Here is a 20,261-nt window from a genome sequence, read left to right as displayed (position 1 = left end):
GCGGACGTGACGGAGCCCGGGAGCATGTCCGGCTCCCGGGCTCCTGTGTGCCACCCATTGCGCACACCGGCCGCGCTCAAGAGCGCGGTCCACCACCCGGTCACAGGTCGCCCGGGCCCGGCACAGGGCCGGCTGATCCCTCACCTATGCGGCGGGGTTCGTGGGCAGGAGCCGGGCGAGCCAGTCGGTGCGGGTCCGGCGGGCTGTGGCCGAGATGTGTGCCTGCGGGTACAGGGCGTCGAATCCGTGGAAGCCGCCTGCCCAGACGTGGAGTTCGGCCTGGCCGCCGGCCGCCCAGATGCGGGTGGCGTACTCGGTGTCCTCGTCGCGGAAGACTTCGGCGGAGCCGGTGTCGATGTAGGTGGTCGGCAGGCCCGCGAGGTCGTCGGCCAGGGCGGGTGAGACGTATGCGGGTACCTCGTCGTCGGTGAGGTCGCCGAGGAGGCAGTGCCATCCGAATCCGTTCATCTCGCGGGTCCAGACGCCGGGCCCGTTCGAGTACTGGAGGCTGGAGGTGGTGGTGTTGCGGTGGTCGAGCATGGGGCCGATCAGGACTTGGGCCGCGATCGTGGGGGTGCCGAGGTCGCGGGCGAGCAGGGTGACGCCGGCGGCGAGGCCGCCGCCCGCGCTGGCGCCTGCGACGATGATCCGGGCGGGGTCGATGCCCAGTTCGGCGGCGTGGTCGGCGATCCAGAGCAGTCCCCGGTAGCAGTCGTCGACCGGGATGGTGCCGGTGGACTCGGGCGCGAGCCGGTACTCGACGCAGACCACGACGGCGCCGAACTCGTCGAGCCACTCCAGCGGGATGTCGATCTGTGAGAAGCGGTCGCCCATGACCATCCCGCCGCCGTGCATCCAGTAGACGCAGGGTGCGGCAGCGGTGCGATCGCTGTTCGCGGGGCTGAAGACGGACAAGGGGATCGGGGTGCCGTCCGGACTCGCAACGGTGACCTCGCGCCGGTCGACAGCGCGGCCTTCGAGGAGGGGTTCGACGGGCACCGAGGAGAGGGGGCGTACCTGCGCCAGCACTTCCGGGCTGAGCTCGGACATCAGCGGCATGTCGGCCAGGAGTTCATGCAGTTCGGGGTCGAGGGAGGGGCGTGCTGTGGTCATGGTCGTTGCCTCTCGTGGGTGGGGGCGGGACGATCGGGCGAGGACGGGGGCCGCCTCGGCGGGCACCGAGGCGGCAGGGGCTGAGGTGTGGGGTGTGGGGCGCCGGCGGTTTGGCGGGTCAGAGGGCGGATTTGCCGCGGACCGGAACGTAGTCGGTGTACTCGGAGTCCTTGGCGAGCAGCGGGTCGATCTGCGCCACGATGGCCTGGGCGGTCTTGCCGGCGAAGACGCGGTGGTGGTCCTCCTCGCTGGTCCAGCCTTCGGCGACGTGGACGACGTCGGGGTCGGACGCGGAGCGGGAGACGAGGTAGACGAGGCAGTATTCGCTCGCGCCGGGGCTGCCCTCGTTCAGTCCGGTCAGCAGCAGGTCGACGAGCTGGTCACCCATACCGGGCCTGGCGGTCAGGGTGGCGCCGAAGCCGTAGTCGACGATCATGGATTCCTTCTCTTCCTCTTCGGTGATGGAGTGCGGTGATTCCATTCAAGCGGGCTGACCTGCGGGAACGTTAGACCGTTACTCGTTCGCGCTTGCACGATCCTCGCGACTTTGGGAACCGCGGCGCGGAATGGTGCTGCAATGGACGTATGTACCTCGAAGAACTCCGCACCCTGCTGGCCCGCCATGCGCGGCCCGACTGGACCACCGCCGTCGACGGCGTCCTCATCTCGAAGGTCGACCGCCCCGATCCGCCGGCGCCTTCGATGTCAGGCACGCTCCTGGCGGTCATCGCGCAGGGCGCCAAACGCCTCGCCCTGGGTGAGAGGGTGTTCGAGTACGGGCCCGGGCAGTACCTGGTCGCATCCGTCGATCTGCCTGTCACAGGGCAGTTCACCCGGGCCGACCCCAAGCAGCCGGCGCTGGGGTTCGGTCTCGTCCTGGAACCGTCCGCCGTTGCCGAGCTGCTGCTCGACGCCGGGCCCGCAGGCGCCCCCCGGAGCAGCGGGGGCGCGCCGTCGGGGATCGCCGTCAGTGACGCTCCGGCCGCGCTCCTGGACGCGGTGGTCCGGCTGTTGCGCCTGCTCGACGAGCCCCGCGACCGGGCCGTACTGGCCCCGCTGGTCAAGCGCGAGATCCTGTGGCGTCTGATCACCGGCGAGCAGGGTGCGACGGTTCGCCAGCTCGGCCTGGCCGACAGCAGCCTCAGCCACATCTCGCGGGCCGTGCGCTGGATCCGCGAGCACTACGCGCAGCCCTTCCGGGTCGAGGACGTGGCGCGGCAGTCCGGCATGGGCGTCTCCGCCTTCTACCGCAACTTCCAAGCGGTGACCGCGATGAGCCCCATCCAGTTCCAGAAGCAGATCCGGCTCCAGGAGGCCCGGCTGCTGCTCGCCACCCACCCCGGAGACGTCACCGGAGTCGGCCACCGCGTCGGCTACGACAACCCGTCGCAGTTCAGCCGGGAGTACCGCCGCCAGTTCGGCGCGCCCCCCAGCCAGGACGCCGCCCGCCTGCGCCAGGCCGTGCGTGCGCCGGCAGGAGTCCTGCCCTGAGCGGATGGGCCTTACTGGAGGATCGTGCAAGGAGGAGCGAGAATAGTTCTATTATCTCCGCAGGTCAGAGCGATTCAATGGGATCACCGGTTCTCCCGTGGAGCAGGAAAATGCCTGCCCACCCGTAGGGATCCCATCACATCGCAAAGGGGCACAGCATGAAGACGGTTCTGATCACTGGTACCTCATCCGGGTACGGGCGGGAGACCGCCCTCTACTTCCACTCGCAGGGGTGGAACGTCATCGCCACGATGCGGACGCCGCGTCGAGGCGTCCTTCCTGAGTCGGACCGGCTCCGCGTCATCGAGCTCGACGTGACCAGGCCCGAGAGCGTCACCGCCGCGTTCCAGGCAGCCGGGCCCGTCGACGTCCTGGTCAACAACGCGGGCGTCCCATCGATCGGCGTGTTCGAGGGCACCCCCATGGCCCGGGTGCGGGAGGTCTTCGAGACCAACACGTTCGGCGTGATGGCGGTGACACAAGCGGTGCTCCCCCAGTTCCGTGAGCGCGGCTCCGGGGTGGTGGTCAACGTGACCTCGAGCGTGGTGCTGGGGCACATGCCGCTCACAGCCGTCTACAAGGCGAGCAAGATGGCCGTCGAAGGGTTCACCGCATCCCTCGCGCTCGAACTCGCGCCCTTTGGCGTCCAGGCGAAGACGGTCGAGCCGGGCGCCTGCCTGACGACGAACTTCGCAGCCAACGCGGCCAAGGCGGCGGACGGGGCACCGCTGGACGAGCTGATCCCGGCGCCCTACGCGTCATGGGCGGAGAGGGCCATGGGCGACTTCACGGCGCAGGATCTGTTCACCAAGGAGAGCGACGTCGCCGAGACGGTGTGGCGAGCCGTGCACGACACGACCGGCCAGCTGCGCTTCCCCGCCGGCCCCGACGCGGTCTCGCTCTCCCAGGCGAAGTGATCAGCCGGCGGGCAAGGTCCCGCCGCACCGGGCCCAGGAGCCGACCCCGCGCCCGCGCACCGGGTCGGCTCGCCGTCGGGCACTCACCCCGATGAGGACGGTGCCCGCGCCGGCAGAACTGACGGTGACCGGGGCCGATGCGTGAGCTGCGCCCCCCCGGCGGCCGGGTCAGAGTTTCGGGTCTGGGGTGACGGTCCGCTCATCCAGTGCGAGGTCTTCCGGCTCCTGCATTTCCTCGGGCTCCTTTCCGGACGAACTGGCAGAGTAGACATGCTGTGTCCGCCAGGAGGCGTTGCTGTAGAGGGTCCTGGAGGTTTGGGCCAGCTCCTTCTCGCCGCCGTAGTCGGGACCCTCCTGCAGGTACCTGTTCGCGTGGCTCACGAAGCGGAGCGTGTCGCCCGCCCGGAGCACCCGATTTCCTCCGGCTTTGATATTGCCTGCGGCGGTGACCTCTCCGGTGGTCGTGATGCTGTTGTTGAAGGTGCTCGCCCCGGTGACGTTCAGGGCCGCGTCGACCTTCAGGCCCGCGGGCTGGCTGACCCGCAGCGGGTTGCTGCCCGCGCCCCGGAGTGAGCCGGTGACGGTCACCGTCGTCGTTTCCGTCCCAGTGACCGCGACGTTGTTGGCGAACGTGCTCGAACCGATGACGTTCAGGGCCGCGTCGACCTTCAGGCCCGCGGGCTGGCTGACCCGCAGCGGGTTGCTGCCCGCACCGCGCACCGATCCGGCGACCGTCAGGTCCTTGGCGGTGTTGCTGAGGCTGACGCTGTCGGCGAACGTGGCCGGACCCTGGACGGTGAGGTTCCTGACGACGAGGTCGGGAATGCGTACGGTGACCGCCGTGGTCAGGGTGTGGTTGAGGGTGACGCCACCGGCCGTGACTTCGGCGCGGAGCATGAAGCCGGTGACGGTGGTCAGGCCGCGCGGGGTGGACCAGACACGTTCCTTGTCGAGGGAGACTCCGGCGGGGGTGTCGCCCCAGTGCATCGTGTACTTCGCGTCCGAGCCCTCCCAGCGGAGCACGGCGACCTCACCGTTCTCCACCATGATCTTCTCGGGCGCGAAATTCCGGAACACGAACCCGGCCGGGAACTTGTCCACCTCGACCGAAGCGTCCTTGTTGGTGAAGCTCCCGTTCGTCCTTGACGAACTCTCCACGATCGCGATGGAGACCTGACCCGCCGTGCGGTTGACCGCGATGTTGGACAGGGTGAGGGTGATGATCTGCCCGGTGAACTGCACCGCGCGGGCCGGGGTGAAGGTGATGACCGCGAAGCCGCCGGAGACGGCGGGGGCGGACGGCGTCCAGCCGGTGCTGGCACCGGTCTTGATGTCGGCGCCTTCGGTGGTGAGGTGCTCGGCCCCCGCGCCGACCGGCACCCGGACGGTGATTTTGTTGCACCAGGCCGACGTGGTGATCCCGCCGCCGACATTGATGTTGACGGAGCCGTATTCGGTTTCCTCGGCGGAGCTCACCCGCAGCGGCTTCGGGTCGGTCGACGGTTCGTACGGCAGCAGGTTGGTGGCGTTCACCATCACAACGCTCATGCAACAGCCTCTCTGTAAGCGGAAGTTCGGAGGTTCAGGAAGTTTCGGTCGCGTCGAGCAGCAGGTGTCCGTACCGGGCCTCCGCCTGCGGATCCCCGAAGTGCGCCGCGGAATCAGCCGGAACGATCGGCAGCTCCACCCACTCGGTCTCCGAGCCGCGCGGCTCGGCCCAACTCCACGCTCCGTGCCACGACGCGGGCTGCGGCAGCACCACACCTGCCTCCGTCGGTTCCTCCCCCGCCCGTGCCCGCCGGGCTTCCTCGGCCTTGTCGACCCGCTCGGCCGCGAGCAGGGGGCCGAGCCGGAAGGACGCCCGGATCCGCCGCATCGCCTCGGACACCAGGTCGTCGGGCAGCTGGACCTTGGTCACCGGGAGGATGTCCGTGGTGGCATGCACCGCCGCGTAGGGATCCATCAGCAGTGTCAGGTGGTGCGTCACCGGCTGGTCCGGGGTGCGCGCGGGCACGGCCAGGCCGTGGCCTTTGTCGATCGGGGTCAGATAGCCCCCGCCGCCCTGCGGCATGACCGCGTGGAAGAGCTCGTACGAAGTCTCCTGGTCGGGTCCGGTCGCCCCGGCGAAGTATCCGATGAGGCCGTCGCCGAGCCGCTTCTCGTTGCCGAGGCGGACCGGCCAGCGGTAGCCGTCGTACTCCTCCTCCGACTCCCCGAGGACCTGGTCCCAGCTCGGGTTGCTCAGCAGCGGCCCTTCGAGCTCGACGCCCAGATCGGCGCGCACCAGTGCGAGCGGGCGGCCGATGAGCCGCAGTGGAGAGCCGTCCTCCTGGGCCGCGTCGTCGAGGATGGTGTCGAGGGTCTGGTCGATGGTGTCGAGCAGACCGGTGAGTGCGGCGGCGGGTTTGTCCTTCAGGGTGCGGACGAACCGGGCCAGGTGCGGCATGGCGTCCTCGAACTCCTGGGCGTCGACGTCGGGATGGGGCGAGCCGGGGAGCGGTAGCCACACGCTGTCGTCCGCGCCGTCGATGTCCTTGACGACGCGGAGTTCGCCGAGACAGACGCCGTCGGGTCCGTGGACGACGAGGGTCTGGTCGAGATGGTTGAGCAGCAGCCAGCCGGCCAGGGGGTTTTCCGTCGTGGCCGCGCGGGCCATCGGCGAGAGCCGCTGCCCGTCCACGGCGCGTACGGTCTCCAGCCGCAGTCGGGCGCCCTGGAGGAGACGCGGGCCGAGCTGTACGAAGCGGGCCGTGCCGATGAGGTCCTCGTGCAGGACGCTGTCGGGGGCAACGCTCTCCGCGAGGGTGAGGGAGACCTGCTCGTAGTTGCCGCTGTTGACGATGTCGTAGGTGCGGCCGAAGCGGTCGACGATGCGCAGGTCGTGAAAGGTGAACTGCCCGGCGCGCACGGGCTGGAACGGTGTTCCGGGGTCGTCGGCGGGCGGTTCGAGCGGGCCGCCGTCCGGGACGCTCTGGATGTCGCCGACGAGCCTGGCCGTGGCCTCGGGGACGTGCACGGTGGTCCTGGCGGTGCCGTCCTGCTGGAGGAGCCAGTCGTGGAAGCCGTCGAGGCGCTGGGAAAGCATTCCGGGGTCGCCGAGTTCCTCGCGCAGGGCGAGCAGGCCTTCGGTGGGAGCGCCGGAGTAGGTGTCGAGGTAGCGGTCGATCTGCTTTTGCAGGACGAACGGCGCGCTTGGGGTGAGGAACGCCCGGTTCTTGAAGGTCAGCCACCGCAGGTCGGCTTCGCCACCGCCGGTCTGGGCTCCTCGGCCGGACCATTCGTAGCGGCTGCCGTTGAAGGTCCAGTAGGTGGTGTCGCCGGCTTGGAAGGGCGTCGGGCAGTACTTCAGTTCGTATTCGAGGTGCATGGGCAGCCAGGGCTGCTGCCACGGCGCGGTGTGCTCGGGGACGGGCCCGGTGACGGCGGCGGGATCCTTGAGAGCCGCGTCGAGAGCGCCGGGGACCCGGGCCACCTGGTCCAGGAGGGCGAACTCGGCGAGCAGCGGGGTGCAGGCGCCGGGGAGACCGGCCAGTCCGGGGCTGGGCGGGGTGGTGGGCCGGTCGTAGGTCGTGCCGCCGACGGTGATCCGGGTGATCAGGGCCTCGGGAAGGCGGCAGGGCAGCGGGGTGTCCCGGGTGAGGGGTTCCTTGGCGCCGGTGTCCTTGATGAGCACGACCGGGTCGGCGGGGCGGTAGTAGGACTCGCGGGCGGTGCGCTCCAGCTGGTAGCGCGGGTCGAGTCCGCGTTCGGTCGCGTACCTCTCGATGTCGGCCGCGAGTTCCTCCGGGGTGCCTCCCGTGGGCAGTTGCCTCGACAGCACGAACTGCTCGTCGAGCAAAGCCTTGGTCCGCCCGGCCAGACTCGTCGCATCGCTCTCGTTGAGCTGGACGTCAGCCGCGGCGTCGAACCCCGCGGGGTGCTCGGGGGTGAACGGGGGAACCGGCTTGTTGCGCAGCCACCAGATGTTCCACAGGCGCTGCTGGGAGCGGCGCAGCCTGGGTGTGAGTTCGTCGTACTGCCTTTGGACATCGTTGAGTTCGGTCAGCCATCCGGGTTCCGGCGGCGGGGGCGGCAGCTCGTTGTCGCCTTCGACGGGGCGCGCGGTCACCTTCCAGACATGGCCACCGTCGGAGCCGGAGAACCAGGAGTGATGGGTGAGGGTGTCGAGGTCTTCTTCGCCGTCGGCGGTGTCGAGTGTTTCGAGGGTGCCGTGGAAGAGGGAGCGTACGAGGTCCCCGGTGCGCGCGGACCGGGTCTGGCGGGCGGCCAGCCGGCCGAGGGCTTCGGCGCTGCTGCTGCCCAGCGTGAGGATCTTGCTGAGTTCGATGTTGCTCGGTTTGTCGGACTCGTGGGTGGCGCCTTCACGCTGCCAGTCGACTCCCAGCGCCGAGCCGCTGTAGAGGGTGCGGTCCAGGGCGTCGGCGGCGGTGCCTTCGGGGATGTTCCAGCCGAGGGCTTCGAGGAGGCCGGCCGTCCCGTCCGCGTCCGGCGGGAGCAGGCCGGGCACGGACGCGGCGCGGTTGAGGTAGTCGAGTGCGTCGTCGCTGTACCAGCCGACGACGAAGTAGCTCAGCGTCGCGTCGGGCGGGTAGTTGTCCAGGTCGCCTTTGAGGTCCTCAAGGGTGTCGTGGATGGAGAACACGTCTTTGTTGTACGGCTGGTAGGCCGCGAAGCCGGGCAGTCCGGGCCCGGCCGCGGTCAGGTGCGGCTTCTGGGCGGGTGGTTCGGTCCACGGCGCCTGGGTGAGGTCGTGGCGGCGGCCGAGGAAGGTCAGCTCCAGCGGAGCGCCTTCCGGCGAATCGGGGTTCGGGTGCTTGTTGGTGCCGTAGATGTCGTTGCCGTCGGCGTCCTGGACCGGGCGGCTCTCCAGGTAGTCGCTCTGCACGATCCACCCGATGGCCTTGCGGTCCGCCGCCGCCGCTGTGGTGCTGTAGCGCACGACCAGCCAGCGGTTGGGGACGAAGGGGAAGGTCGTCTCCCCCGTCGTCTGGTCGTAGTGCCCGTTGGCCAGCGCCTCGGGCAGCTGCCAGTGGACGTAGACGCCTTCGCTGTCCGGGCCCATGGTCTCGGTGCCGACGCCGGGGGGCGGTTCCGCGCTCGCGCCCTCCTCGATCATGGCGTCGAAGTTCGGTGTCCACCGGTTGAACGTCTCGGCGGTGCGGGTCAGCCGGTTGACGACGAGGGCGTTCACCTTGACGGGGACGATCAGATCCGTGGCGCTCATCACGCGGTCTCCGTCCGGGCAGCGGTGCCGGTGGGGCTGAGGATTTCCTGTTCCAGCGGGGCGTTGACGAGTTCCAGGGCCAGTTGTCCGGGGTCCAGGTCGGTGAGACCGAACTCCCGGGCCAGGGCGGGCACCAGGCCGCCGGTGCCGAACATCTGGAGCACCGCGGGTCCGGTGTCCGGGTCGGAGCGCAGGTGGAGGTCGAAGAGGCTGCCGGTGGCGGGGTAGTAGGTCTCCAGCGGGGTGCCGATCGGCGGGTCGGTGGTCAGGCTGCGCAGGCCGAGGCGGTTCCCGGCGTCGATGCCGTAGTGGATTCCCTGACCCGGTTCGCGGATGACGACCTTGTCGGGAACGCCGTCCCAGAGGACGAGCAGGATCCTCTTGTCCGGTTGGCCGCGGCGCAGTTCGGTGAGGACGGTGCCGTCCTTGAGGTAGGCGTTGACCTTGATGTCCGGCCAGGCGGGGATGAGTTCGGAGTGGATGAGCAGCCCGCCGGCGGCCCGCTTCGTGTGGCCCGACCGGGCGGTGGCCCGGTTGAGTTCGGGGGCGAGGCGGCTGTCGACGGAGGTGTGCACGCCGACATCGGCGGCGCCGGCGACGAGCGCGTCCAGCCAGCCCTGGTCGAGGCGGAACATCCGCAGGGATTCCAGGGGCAGCATGCGCGGGTCGGGCACGAGGTGGTGGAACGGCACGCCCTGGAGCAGGCCGAGGCGGGCCTGCCAGGCGGCGATGGCCCCGGCGTTGCGTTCCGCGGTGGTCCGCAGCAGGGAGACGGCGCGTTCTTCCGCGAGCACGGACCTTGACTGTGCACGTGTCACTCGCGGCTGCGGTGTCCTGCGTCCGGCGTCGTCCGGGAGCTGGGGGCTCGTGAGCCCGGTGCTGAGCCGCTCGCGGAAGCGTGCGGAGGCGAGTTCGCGCAGCGCGCCGAGGGCGGGCGGGGCATCCGGGTCGACCGAGGCGCGCGCCGGATCTCCGGCCAGGGCCATCAGCGTCGTCGCCCGGTTGGCGAGTTCGCGGCGGGCCCGGCCGACGGCGGTGGTGTATTCGGGGTCGGCCAGGCCGATGGTGCGACCGAGAGTCCAGGCGACGGCATAGCTGACGTCGAAGATCCCGTGCTCGGGCTCGTAGATGAGCGCGTGGTCGGAGGTGGTGTGCGGGCCGGGGCTGTGCTCGGTGGGCACGTCAAAGGCGGTGACCGGGGTGGCAGGGCCGCGGTACCAGGCGAAGGTGCGTTCGCCGGAGAGGGTCAGCTGCGGGACGGCGGTGTAGCCGCGTTCGAGGCGGTCGCGGACGTATTCGTCCTCGGGGTCGTCGGTGACCGGTGTCGTCACCGGCAGGCGCAGGGCGAGCTCTTCGGGGTCCTCGGCGCCGGGGGCGACGAGGTTCTCCAGCAGCGCTCCGGGGTCGGCGGCGGGCCCTTCGCTGCTGGTGAAGCTCCAGCTGTGCAGCGAGCACAGGCGGACGGCCGTGGTGCCGCCGGGCAGGGTGCCGGACAGGCGGCCCTCGAAGCCTTCGAGGGAGACGAGGTGGACGGCGTAGTTGCCGGGGTTGTGGGGGAAGCGGTTGGCGTTGACGACCGCGTACTCCCCTTCTTCGAGGACTTCGCCGTCGGCCCGGGTCTTGTTCGCGTCGACGACCTTGCGGACGTGGGCGAGGTAGTACATCTCGTCGTCGCGCGGGGCGACCGCGTTGAAGAGGTCCGCCGGGACGTCGATGGTCTGGCACTTGCTCCGGGCCTCGGCCTCGTCGACGCCGCCGGACGGCAGGTTCGGGCCCTTGACCCCCGCCTCGGCAGGGTTGCGGAGCTCCTCGACGGTGCGCAGCACGGTGTCCCCGGACGCGGCTGGGTCGTCGGGCAGTTCGTTCTCGCCGAAGACGAGCAGAGCGAGCCAGGGCGGGCGGGCCGGGGGCTGCTCGGCGCGGGTTCCGGCGAGATTGCGTTCCCAGGGCAGGATCGACCGGCTGAGGGTGATGTGGGGCAGGGTCCTGGTGTAGGCGCCGGTGCTCTCGCGCGGCGGGTAGTAGGCGTGGACGGACGCTTCGCTGAGCACGAAGCGGGCGGCCTTGATCTCGAAGGTCTCCTCGGACGGGAGCAGCTTGTCCTGGGCGTCCAGTTCGCCGCCGGGGTCGCTGAGGGTGTTCTTGACCACGACCCGGTAGTCGCCGGGGGTGGCGCGCGGGATCAGGTGGTCGAGGAAGTGGATGCGCAGATCCGGTTCAGCGGGCACGGCCGGTCACCTCGTCGCGGTGGTGGTCAGGGGCGGGGTGGTCAGGCTGCGGCCGGCGAGTCCGGCGTAGCCGGTGAGCGGACTGTCGGTGTCGGCGCCGGGTCCCGCGCCGAACCGGGCGAGGGTGCTGAGCACGGCGGTGCGGCGGTCCTTGACGGTGGGGGCGGCGACGGTGTTGACGATGGTCCGGATGCTCTGGCGGTCGGCCCGCGGCTCGGGCCCGGCGGGGTCGGGCACGCGCAGGGGCATGCGGCCGTCCGGGAGTCCTTCGTACGAGAGCGCCTGTGAGGTGACGGGCCCGGTGTCGGTGCCGTAGTCCGGCTCGGGGAGGGTGATCCTCAGCCCGGTGAGGCGGTTTTCGAGCAGCTGGTCGCCGTCGAGCGCGTCACCGGGTTTGGCCAGGGGCTTGCCCCACAGGCCGGGGGCGACCGTGCCGGTGACCGGTTTGACCACCCAGTGATGGTCGGTGGGGTGGAAGGTCGTGCCGTCCTTGGTGATGGTGACCCGGTGGGCGGAGGTGACACCGGTCTTCCGCATGGGGCGGATGTCGATGGTCCCCTCGTCGGACTGCTTGATCAGCCGGTCGTTGATGTAGAGGTGCGAGGCGGGGATGCCGGCTTCGGTGGTGAAGGTGAATCCGGCCGAGGAGACGAGGGTCGGTTCCTTGGCGGCCGCGCGCCGGGCGATCTCGCCCTGGTCGGCGTCGGCGAGCAGGCCCTCGTTGGGGATGACCCGGGCGGGCGCGGGGATCTGGGTGCGGAACTCGGGCCAGTCCACGGTGGGGGTGCTGTCGCGGGAGGAGCCGAAGCCGAAGCTGAAGGAGATGAACCAGAGTTTGACGGTGGCCCGGCCCCCGAAGGGTGGCAGCCACAGGTGGAGGTCGATGCCGACCTCCACGGAGATGCGGACCCGGACGAACCAGACCTTGATGGTGGCCGCAACACCGATGCTGATGCCGAGCCGGACGTCGAGGTAGAAGGGTTTCCACTGGACCAGCACGTCGAGGTGTGCGGTGAACCACGCGGAGAAGACGCCCTTGTCGTAGACGGCGGCCAGGCGACCGCCGAACATGAACGCGGCGGGGGTGATCGCGGCGTAGGCCTCGGCCCGCACGGTGATGTCGCCGGCCGGGGACCACACGAACCCGAGTCGCTTGGGCCGGGGGTAGTGGGCGGGGACGTTGTAGGCGGGGTGGTAGCCGCCGAGGCTGATGGCGAAGTCCCCGGCGCGGCCTGCGCCAGTCCAGACGTAGACGGCGATGCCACCGGTGAGTTCGATCGACGGATCGAGCACATAGCTGCCGGGCAGCAGAGCCACGTCCATGGACAGGCAGTGCTCGGCGGAGCTGAAGCCGAGGCTCAGGCCGATGTTCACCCTGGCGATGGCCCGGGCGTTCGGGTTGAGGGTGCGCGGCAGGCTGACGGAGGTGCGGCCGAGCAGCATGGCCTTGACGGAGTCGCCGAGTTCGATGACGGCGAGGGCTTTGGTCTCGATGAAGCCGAAGCTGGTGAACTTCACTCCGGCGGCGATCCAGTACTGGCCCTCGGTGGGGCGGATCCAGCCGGTGGGTCCGGTGAGGGCCTTGAGCGCGTCCTCGGGGGTGTACGGCGTCGGGGCGGGCATGCCGGGCAGGGCTTGGGCCGCATCCAGCCGTGCCACCAGGGGGAATTCGGCGATCTCGGCGCCGGTGGGGACCTTCTTGAAGGAGCTGTTGATCCCGAATCCGGCGGAGAAACCGGTGACGGTGAAGGGCGGCGGGCCGAAGACCGAGGCGCCGCCGAGGAGGGAGATCTCGCCGTAGATGAAGACCGAGTGCCAGCCTTCGACGCTGCGTGCCCATACGGCCTGGGCGCCGAGTTCGACCGCCATCGCCTGGACTAGGATCAGTCCGGCGAGTTCGAAGTCGAGGGTGGGGTCGTCGGGTGTCTTGTTGAGCAGGCCGCCCTTGAGGCCGATGAGTCCGTCGGCGGCGGTGGCTTCGATGTTCATGCCGTGCAGGAAGGGCAGCAGCGGGAAGCCGCCGCTCATGCCGACGTAGAAGCCGAGGCCGGCGACCTGCCAGGTGAGAGAACCGATCGTGACCTGACCCTGGAGCTCGATCAGCAGGCCCTTTTTGCGGTCGTAGCGGAATACGATCGACGAGAGGTAGACCGGCCCGAACTGCTTGCCGATCACGAACTCGTATTCGAGCTTCGGCTTGTCCGGGCTCTCCGGAGCCGGTCCGAACTTCGGCGGGACGGTGATCACCAGCGCTGGGGTCGGATGGCCCATGACCGCGAGGTAGACCGCCGCACTCACGTTCTTGCCCAGCGGGACCCCTGCCGCCGCGTTCACCACCGGCAACTGCTGGAGCGGGCCGAGGTCGTACTCCGTGACGACCCGGTTGATCTTGGTGACGTCTTCGGCGCTGAGGTTCTCGGAGACGTACATGATCTGGAGCGCGGGCAGGGACAGCAGCCCGTTGCCGATCATGGGCCCGACCACCGGCAGCCCGGAACCGTCCCAGTCCGTGCGGGCCCGGACCATGGCGACGGTGGTGGCCTTGGGTTTGCCGTCCTGGCCGGTGCGGCCGAGCACCGTGGTCCGCAGCACCAGCAGTTCCACGGGGTTCGCCCCGGTGCCGTGGTCCACCGGCGCTTCGGCGGTGACCATCAGGTTGTCCATCTTGCCCATCGGGTGCTGGTGCAGCTGGACCCGCTCCAGCCAGTCGACCAGCGGTCCGGGCAGTTCCACGCCGTACTCGCCGAGGGCTTCGAGCAGCGGGGTGATCAGCAGCGGCGGTCCGTCGAGGGGCTGGGCCGGGCCGATGGACTCCTTGCGCAGTTCGGCGCGGAACTCCAGCGGGTCGGCGACCGCCCCGCCGAGCTGGAAGCCCACCCAGGGCCCGGTGCCGGGGCACCGTCCTGCCGCGGCCGCGGCCTGTCCGGCGGCCAGCAGGACCCGCAGTGACCGGCCGCCGGACAGTCCGGACAAGTCGACGCGGGCGACGGCGGTCTGGAGCAGCCAGGTCGCCGGACTCGCCTCGAAGAGCAGCGCGTCGACCGCCGTGCCGGTGGCGAAGAACCGGGCGCTGGCCGGCATCTCCTCACCGGCCAAAGTGACTTTGCCGGTCACTGTCAGAGCGGCGTTGTCGGCAGTCGCCTCAGTGAGGGTCAGAATGCCGCCGGGTAGGTGCTCCAGGGACTCGGACTCGCCGCTCAGCCCGAGCCTCCCGGTGTCGAGCTCGAACGTACCGGCACCCCCCGCCGGGAACAGTGCAACCAGTTCGTCGACCGTCAGCGCCATGGGTGACCCCCGCCTGTGGACACGGTTAGGTGAGGCGCCCGCAGAACTGCGGGGCCCCTGTTCCGGTATATGCCGCTACGGAAAATAAAATAGGCGAGGGTCACGGAAACAGCAATACGGAGCGGGTGCATGGCACAGCCATCCGGCCATTACGTCTGGAAAAAACCGGCCAGGGACCTGGAAATGGACACCCTTTTCCCGCCAAACACGCTTTCACGTGAGGAGGTTTAGCATATTTCACGGACCACCGGAAGCGGACAGCCGGCCGAAGGGCCATTCGGAGAATCGATTCGGCCAGCGCATTTTCAGACGACCGAATCCGCTCCCCGCCGCCTCCCCACTTCACGATCCGCTGTCCAGAATGGATGGCCGAATTACAGGATTCAGCCATGCACCCCCAGGACGGCACCAAAGTCAGTTGATCAGGTAGCGGGGCGGTCCAGACCGACGAGCGGATAATCCGACCGTGGGAACGCGACGGTGCCGCGCTGGTGCGGGGGGCGACGTTCTGGAACGGTCACATTTCCGCGGTTCGTGGAAGGCGGCGAATACTGAGACTGGAGCGATGGTCCGAATGCGAAAGGGGCCGTCTCTGCCCGCTTGGGCCACCCCGGCGCGTGTGCCGGGGGAAGGATTCGAACCCCCAATCGACACCCCCGCTTTCAGCTGCGATATCAGTTTCCGTTTGCGTTCTCGGGGCTACCCGAACAGGTAGCCGAACACCGCGTCGCCGACGCGCTGGTCGGTGACGTCGGTGCCGGTGGTGGCCTCGGCCTTGACGTGGTGGCGCGGGACCTTCTTGGTGCGGATCGTGCGCACGGCCTCCGTCCGCCAGGAGTCCGTGGACGGGGCCGGGTTCCAGGACTCCGAGGCGTCGAGGACATGACCATCGGATTTACGAAGGGTCGTGGAAGCGGGCCTCGGGGACGTCGGCGGACGGACCGTTCAGCACGGGCCGGTCCTGTCCCTTGAGGTGCCGGTCGAGGAAGGCGGTCACGTAGCGCCGGGTCAGTTCGACGGCGCGGGCTCCGGGCAGCGGCGCCTCGGGGTGCGGCAGGCCCAGCTGGTCGCGCTGGACGGGAAAGTCGGTGAACCCGAAGTGGTCGCTGCCGTCCAGGGTGATCCAGCGCTTCCAGCCGTCGAAGTGCCGCCAGGGACCGGCCCAGTTGCCCGGGGTGTCCCCCGGCACGCTGGCGGCCGAGCCCAGCAGCAGGAAGGGGCGCCCGCCGATGCCCGCCGCCGGGTAGGGCTCGGGCAGGGTGCCGTCCATGTTGATGCCCGCGCGGATCCGCTGGTCGGCGGCCATCGCCGGGAGGGCGGAGGCCCCGCCGATGGAGTGGCCGGCCATGGCGATGCGCGTGGGGTCGATCAGGCCCGCCCGCTGCCAGGCCGGGTGGCGGCCGGTCAGCCGGTCCAGCAGGAAGGAGGTGTCACGGGCGCGGACCTCGGTGACCGCCTCGCGGCCACCCGGGCCCTCGGCCTGCTCGCAGGCCAGGCAGGTCAGGACGCGGCCGCCCGGGAAGGCGGTGGCGACGCTCTCGTACGCGTGGTCGACGGCGGCCACCACGTAGCCCCGGGAGGCGATTTCCTCGGCGAGCGAGCTGAGGGTGGCGCGCGGGACGGTGAAGCCGGGCGAGAGGACCACCAGCGGGTAGCGGCCCTGGACGGGCCGGGCGGCGGTGCGGGCGTGGCCCCGGGTGGCCGCGTACGCGGCGGGGTCGACAGCGCCGTCCAGGCCGTGGTCGGCGAGGATCAGCCGGGCTTCCTCCGTGCTCATGTACGGCGCGGGGGCGCCTCCGGTCCCGCGTTCGGCCGGATACCGCAGGGTGACCATCAGCTCGCGGGGACCGGAGTGCGCCCAGGGGTCGGTCCGGCTGCGGTCGACGAGGTGGAGGTCCTCCTGGCCGACGGCGAACCGGCCGGTGGGGCGCGGGAGTTCGGGGCCGCTCACGCGGGTGTCCGGGGCCGCCGCGGGGGCCGCCAGCGCGGCGGGAGCCCCGGCGAGCGGGAGGGGGAGCGAGAGGGCCAGCAGGGCCACGGCGGCCGCGGTGCGGTGTCTGATCTGCATGACACCGAACCTATGCGGGCCGCCGTGACCGTACGTCAGCTCCGGGTCTGACCCGGGGTCAGCCTGCGGTCGTAGTGAGCGTCACCGGCAGGTCGAACAGGTCGTTCTGGGTGAGGATCGGCTTGTTGCGCAGTTCCTTCGGCGCGACGGCCAGGGCCAGGTCCGGGAAGCGGGCGTAGAGCGCCGGGAGGGCGACCAGGGCCTCCAGCCGGGACAGGGCCGCGCCGGGGCAGACGTGGGGGCCGTGGCCGAAGGAGATGTGCCGGTTGGGGGTGCGGGTGACGTCGAAGGCGCCCGCGGTCTCGCCGTGCTGGGCCTCGTCGCGGCCCAGGGCGCCGAAGGAGACGATCAGACCCTCGCCGCGCGGCAGGATCCGGTCGCCCACCTCTATGTCCTCGGTGGCGAAGCGGATGAGGACGTGCGAGGTGGGGGTGGACCAGCGCAGGGTCTCCTCGATGACGTTCTCCCACGGCACCTCGCCCGCCAGCACCAGGGTGCGCTGCTCGGGGTGCGTCTCCAGGGCGACGACCGCGTTGACGATCAGGCTGATGGTGGTCTCGTGGCCGGCCGCGACCATCAGCTGGAGGGTGTTGGTGATCTCCTCGGTGCTGAGGTGGTCGCCGTCCTCGGAGGCCGCGATGAGCGCGCTGGTGAGGTCGTCGCCCGGGTTCTCGCGCTTGGACTCCACGATGCGGGAGAAGAGCGCGCCGAGGTCCGCCATCATCTGCGGGACTTCCTCGGGGCGGGTCTGGGTGGAGAAGAACTTCTCGAAGAGCGCCTTCAGGCGGGGGTGCTCGGCGGCGTCCACGCCCATCAGCCGGCTGATCACGTTCATGGGCAGCGGGTAGGCGAACCCGGCCTTCAGGTCGACGCTCTCCCCGGCCGGGAGGGCCGCGAGCCGGTCGAGCATCTCGGTGGTGAGCTCCTCGATGCCCGCGCGCAGCTTCTCGACCCGGCGCACCGTGAGGGCCTGGGCGACGAGGGTGCGCAGCCGGCGGTGCTCGTCGCCGTCGACGGTGAGCATGGAGCGGCCGGGGTTGGCGAGGCCGATCAGCGGCCAGTCCAGGGGGATCTCGCCGCGCTGCCAGGCGCCCCAGGCGTTGATGTCCTTGACCACTCTGGGGTCGGTGAGCAGTCTTCGCGCCTCGGCGTGGTGCGTGACCGCGTACACGCCGACGCCGCCGGGCAGCACGACGGGGACCAGCGGGCCGGCGGCGCGCAGCGCGGCGCTCTCGGCGTCGAGGTCGGTGACGAAGGGGTCGAGGACCAGCGGGGCGGGGCCGGTGTGGTCGATCGGGCAGGTCATCGGGCGGCTCCAAGCGCGGGGGTGGGAGTGTAGGTCACGGGAAGGGCGCTGAGCCCGCGCAGCCAGGGCGAGGGGCGCCGGGTGAGCTCCTGCGCGGGGACCGCGAGGTCGACGTCGGGGAGCCGGTCGAGGAGCACCTCGATGCCGGTCCGCGCGATGACCTCGGCGACCTCCTGGGCCGGGAAGGGGCAGCGGTGTTCACCGTGGCCGAAGGAGAAGAAGGCGTTGTTCCCGCCGGTGAGGGCGCCCGCGTCGGTCCGGACGTGGGGGTCGCCGTTGGCGGCGGCCAGGCCCAGCAGGACCAGGTCGCCGCGGCCGATGCGCTGTCCACCGAGCTTGGTGTCGCGGGTGGTCCAGCGGCCGGCCACGTTCTGGGTGGGGGTGTCCTCCCAGAGCACCTCGTTCATGGCCTCGCCGACGCTGTGCCGACCGCCGGCCAGGGAGGCGGCGAAACGGTCGTCGGTGAGCATCAGGCGCAGCGAGTTGCCGATCCAGTCGGCGGTGGGCTGGTGGCCGGCCGCCATCATCACCATGAGGTCCTGGGCGATCTCGTCGACGGTGAAGCCCGCGGTGTTGGCGAGCATCCGGGAGGCGACGTCGGGTCCGGGCTCGGCGGACTTGGCGGCGAGCAGCGCGTACATCGACTCGCCGAGGTGGCGCTGGCCCTCCAGGGCGCCCTCCCGGCCGTTGATCATGTCGTTCATGGCGGTGACGAGGCCGGGGCCCTGTGCGTCGGAGAAGCCGTAGAGGCGGGCCAGGACGCGCAGCGGCAGGAGCATCGCGTACTGGCCGACGATGTCGCACTCGCCCTTGCCGCACAGCTGGTCGATGAGCTCGTCGGCGAAGCGCTCCGCGTGGCCCTTGAGTTCGAAGGGGTCCACGGCCTCCAGCGCGCCGGAGATCACGGCGGCGCGCTCGCGGTGGCGTTCGCCGACGGTGTAGAGGATGGACGGCTGCTTGCGGCCGATCATCGGGAGCAGCGGCCAGTCCGCGGGGATGCGGTCCCACTGGTTCCACAGGTCGGAGTCCCGGGAGAAGAGCTGCGGGTCGCTGGTGACCTGGTGGAGTTCGCGGTAGCCGAGGACCAGCCAGGCCGGGACGTCGCCGTCGAGGACGACCGGGGCGACGGCGCCGTGGTCGCGGCGCATCTCCCGGTACAGCTCGGCGGGGTCGGTCTGGAAGCGGGGGCCGCCGAGGTAGACGGGCTGGGGCTCGGGGGTGGTCACGGGGTGGGCTCCGGGATCGGGGACGTGAGGGCCGTCTGGGGGTGGTGTTCGCCCTGGAGGCGCTGGAGGTGTTGGACGAGGGAGATCAGCACCTCCTTGCTGGACTCGCGGGAGCGCGCGTCGCAGAACAGCAGCGGGACCTCGGACGGCAGGTCGAGGGCGGCGCGGATCTGTTCCGGGGTGTGGCCGGGGCCGCCGAAGTCGTTGCAGGCCACGACGAAGGGCGTGCCGTGGTGTTCGAGGCGGTCGATGGCGTACCAGGAGTCGGCGAGCCGGCGGGTGTCGACGAGGACGACGGCGCCGAGGGTGCCGGAGAAGAGGCGGTCCCACAGGAACCAGAACCGCTCCTGGCCGGGGGCGCCGAAGAGGTACAGGACGTTGTGGGCGTCGAGGGTGATGCGGCCGAAGTCGAAGGCGACCGTGGTGGCGGTCTTGGCGCCCACGCCCTCGGTGTCGTCGACGGCCTCACCGGCCTTCGTCATGGTCTCTTCGGTGTTCAGCGGGCGGATCTCGCTGACGGAGCGGACCATGGTGGTCTTGCCGACGCCGAAACCGCCCACGATCACGATCTTGAGACCGTTGTCGGCGGTGCTGCTGAGGGTCTGCCGGGGCTCGCCCCGGTCAGAGGTTGCGGAGTCCAACGAGCACCTGCTCCAGGATGTCGAGGTCGGGAAGGCGGTACGCCGTGGCGCGCGGGTGCCGGGCACTGATGCGGCCGGTGCCGAGCAGGTCGGCGAGCAGGATCCGTACGATCGACACCGGCAGGCCCAGTTCCGCCGCGATCTCCACGACGGCCGTAGGGAAGGCCGACATCCGCAGGATCGCCGCGTGTTCGGACTGCATGCCGGGTACCGGGTCGCATTCGGCGACGATCAGCGTCACCAGGTCGAAGGCGTCGGAACCGGAGCTGCTGCGGCCGCCGGTGAGGGTGTAGAGCCGGTCCGGGGAGTCGTCCCGGCCCGGCCTGCCGCGGCTCATCCCCGGGGCCTGGCGATCAGATGCTCGCTCAGCTGCTCGACCAGTTCGGACATGTTGTGCCCGACGAGGCCCGCGTCGGCGTCCTCGGTGGCGACGAGGGCGAGGTGGGCGCCCTCGCCGGCCTCGACGATGAAGAGGAGTCCGCCGTAGAACTCGGCCATGGCGGAGCGGACCCCGCCGGTGCCGTCGCCGAACTCGATCGACGCTCCGTGGGACAGGCTCTGGATGCCGGCGGCGATGGCGGCGAGCTGGTCGGCCTGGTCGACGGAGAGCTCGGGCGTGCGGCACAGCTTGAGGCCGTCGCGGGACAGCACGAGGGCGTGCCGGGCGCCGGGGGTGCGCTCCAGGAGGCCTTCCAGGAGCCAGCTGAGCGTCTCGTCGGTGGTGGAGCCGGTCATTGCGTGATGCCTTCCGGGTACGAGGGG

14 protein-coding genes and 1 pseudogene are annotated in these 20,261 nt (G+C 70.5%); 2 read left to right on the top strand and 13 right to left on the bottom strand.

The genetic code is table 11. The features are described from left to right. Nucleotides 1-144 precede the first annotated feature (144 nt). Together ACFYYT_RS02630 and ACFYYT_RS02625 are read right to left on the bottom strand one after the other, a co-directional pair. Nucleotides 145-1,113, bottom strand: a complete 969-nt coding sequence (locus tag ACFYYT_RS02630; protein WP_351826543.1) for an alpha/beta hydrolase — start codon at nt 1,111-1,113, stop codon at nt 145-147. Between the two features lie 118 nt (nt 1,114-1,231). Then, on the bottom strand, nt 1,232-1,549 hold the full coding sequence (locus tag ACFYYT_RS02625; RefSeq protein ID WP_351826565.1) for an antibiotic biosynthesis monooxygenase: 318 nt from the start codon (nt 1,547-1,549) through the stop codon (nt 1,232-1,234). A gap of 149 nt (nt 1,550-1,698) precedes the next feature. On the opposite strand from ACFYYT_RS02625, the gene ACFYYT_RS02620 reads away from it, so the two are divergent. Both ACFYYT_RS02620 and ACFYYT_RS02615 read left to right on the top strand, forming a co-directional pair. Continuing rightward, entirely contained in the window at nt 1,699-2,604 is a 906-nt protein-coding gene (locus ACFYYT_RS02620) for an AraC family transcriptional regulator (RefSeq protein ID WP_351826544.1), read from the top strand. Between the two features lie 158 nt (nt 2,605-2,762). After that, a complete protein-coding gene (locus ACFYYT_RS02615; RefSeq protein WP_351826545.1) occupies nt 2,763-3,521 on the top strand; it encodes an SDR family oxidoreductase in 759 nt (252 codons plus the stop codon). A 168-nt stretch (nt 3,522-3,689) separates the two neighbouring features. Here ACFYYT_RS02615 and ACFYYT_RS02610 read toward each other — a convergent pair whose 3' ends face one another. The 11 genes and pseudogenes from ACFYYT_RS02610 to ACFYYT_RS02560 all read right to left on the bottom strand — a co-directional run bounded on the left by ACFYYT_RS02610 (nt 3,690) and on the right by ACFYYT_RS02560 (nt 20,234). Continuing rightward, the gene (locus tag ACFYYT_RS02610) at nt 3,690-5,069 is read right to left on the bottom strand and encodes a hypothetical protein (RefSeq protein WP_351826546.1); all 1,380 of its coding nucleotides are present in this window, start codon (nt 5,067-5,069) and stop codon (nt 3,690-3,692) included. A 34-nt stretch (nt 5,070-5,103) separates the two neighbouring features. After that, nucleotides 5,104-8,745 carry a hypothetical protein gene (locus ACFYYT_RS02605; protein WP_351826547.1) on the bottom strand — a complete coding sequence of 1,214 codons (3,642 nt, stop codon included), beginning with the start codon at nt 8,743-8,745 and terminating at the stop codon, nt 5,104-5,106. Beyond that, a complete protein-coding gene (locus ACFYYT_RS02600) occupies nt 8,745-10,973 on the bottom strand; it encodes a hypothetical protein (RefSeq protein WP_351826548.1) in 2,229 nt (742 codons plus the stop codon). The genes ACFYYT_RS02605 and ACFYYT_RS02600 overlap by 1 nt, the downstream gene beginning before the upstream one ends. 6 nt (nt 10,974-10,979) lie before the next feature. After that, complete coding sequence (locus ACFYYT_RS02595; RefSeq protein ID WP_351826549.1) at nt 10,980-14,258, bottom strand: DUF6603 domain-containing protein; 3,279 nt, start codon at nt 14,256-14,258, stop codon at nt 10,980-10,982. A 699-nt stretch (nt 14,259-14,957) separates the two neighbouring features. Then, nucleotides 14,958-15,140 (bottom strand): annotated as a pseudogene (locus ACFYYT_RS02590) (hypothetical protein); the annotation flags it as partial. Between the two features lie 13 nt (nt 15,141-15,153). Further along, nucleotides 15,154-16,326, bottom strand: a complete 1,173-nt coding sequence (locus ACFYYT_RS02585) for an alpha/beta hydrolase (RefSeq protein WP_351826550.1) — start codon at nt 16,324-16,326, stop codon at nt 15,154-15,156. A 58-nt stretch (nt 16,327-16,384) separates the two neighbouring features. Then, a complete protein-coding gene (locus tag ACFYYT_RS02580; protein WP_351826551.1) occupies nt 16,385-17,632 on the bottom strand; it encodes a cytochrome P450 in 1,248 nt (415 codons plus the stop codon). Then, complete coding sequence (locus tag ACFYYT_RS02575) at nt 17,629-18,858, bottom strand: cytochrome P450 (protein WP_351826552.1); 1,230 nt, start codon at nt 18,856-18,858, stop codon at nt 17,629-17,631. The genes ACFYYT_RS02580 and ACFYYT_RS02575 overlap by 4 nt, the downstream gene beginning before the upstream one ends. Further along, nucleotides 18,855-19,499 (bottom strand): ATP/GTP-binding protein, encoded by a 645-nt coding sequence (locus tag ACFYYT_RS02570; protein WP_351826553.1) that lies wholly within the window; start codon nt 19,497-19,499, stop codon nt 18,855-18,857. The genes ACFYYT_RS02575 and ACFYYT_RS02570 overlap by 4 nt, the downstream gene beginning before the upstream one ends. Continuing rightward, nucleotides 19,480-19,836 (bottom strand): DUF742 domain-containing protein, encoded by a 357-nt coding sequence (locus ACFYYT_RS02565; RefSeq protein WP_351826554.1) that lies wholly within the window; start codon nt 19,834-19,836, stop codon nt 19,480-19,482. The genes ACFYYT_RS02570 and ACFYYT_RS02565 overlap by 20 nt, the downstream gene beginning before the upstream one ends. Further along, nucleotides 19,833-20,234, bottom strand: coding sequence for a roadblock/LC7 domain-containing protein (locus tag ACFYYT_RS02560; RefSeq protein WP_351826555.1), 402 nt, complete (start codon nt 20,232-20,234; stop codon nt 19,833-19,835). Before ACFYYT_RS02560 ends, ACFYYT_RS02565 begins: the two co-directional genes overlap by 4 nt. Between the last annotated feature and the right edge of the window lie 27 nt (nt 20,235-20,261).

This window comes from Streptomyces sp. NPDC002032, from assembly GCF_042890765.1.
Classification (GTDB): domain Bacteria; phylum Actinomycetota; class Actinomycetes; order Streptomycetales; family Streptomycetaceae; genus Streptomyces.
Note: the sequence above shows the minus strand (reverse complement) of the source record. Positions and strands in the feature narration are given on the sequence as shown.

Excerpts from the sequence above, each read along its gene's own strand:
- ACFYYT_RS02585 (WP_351826550.1), bottom strand. The coding sequence starts at position 16,326 with ATGCAGATCAGACACCGCACCGCGGCCGCCGTGGCCCTGCTGGCCCTC.
- ACFYYT_RS02560 (WP_351826555.1), bottom strand. The coding sequence starts at position 20,234 with ATGACCGGCTCCACCACCGACGAGACGCTCAGCTGGCTCCTGGAAGGC.
- ACFYYT_RS02630 (WP_351826543.1), bottom strand. The coding sequence starts at position 1,113 with ATGACCACAGCACGCCCCTCCCTCGACCCCGAACTGCATGAACTCCTG.
- ACFYYT_RS02580 (WP_351826551.1), bottom strand. The coding sequence starts at position 17,632 with ATGACCTGCCCGATCGACCACACCGGCCCCGCCCCGCTGGTCCTCGAC.
- ACFYYT_RS02565 (WP_351826554.1), bottom strand. The coding sequence starts at position 19,836 with ATGAGCCGCGGCAGGCCGGGCCGGGACGACTCCCCGGACCGGCTCTAC.
- ACFYYT_RS02620 (WP_351826544.1), top strand. The coding sequence starts at position 1,699 with ATGTACCTCGAAGAACTCCGCACCCTGCTGGCCCGCCATGCGCGGCCC.
- ACFYYT_RS02595 (WP_351826549.1), bottom strand. The coding sequence starts at position 14,258 with ATGGCGCTGACGGTCGACGAACTGGTTGCACTGTTCCCGGCGGGGGGT.
- ACFYYT_RS02610 (WP_351826546.1), bottom strand. The coding sequence starts at position 5,069 with ATGAGCGTTGTGATGGTGAACGCCACCAACCTGCTGCCGTACGAACCG.
- ACFYYT_RS02615 (WP_351826545.1), top strand. The coding sequence starts at position 2,763 with ATGAAGACGGTTCTGATCACTGGTACCTCATCCGGGTACGGGCGGGAG.
- ACFYYT_RS02605 (WP_351826547.1), bottom strand. The coding sequence starts at position 8,745 with ATGAGCGCCACGGATCTGATCGTCCCCGTCAAGGTGAACGCCCTCGTC.
- ACFYYT_RS02625 (WP_351826565.1), bottom strand. The coding sequence starts at position 1,549 with ATGATCGTCGACTACGGCTTCGGCGCCACCCTGACCGCCAGGCCCGGT.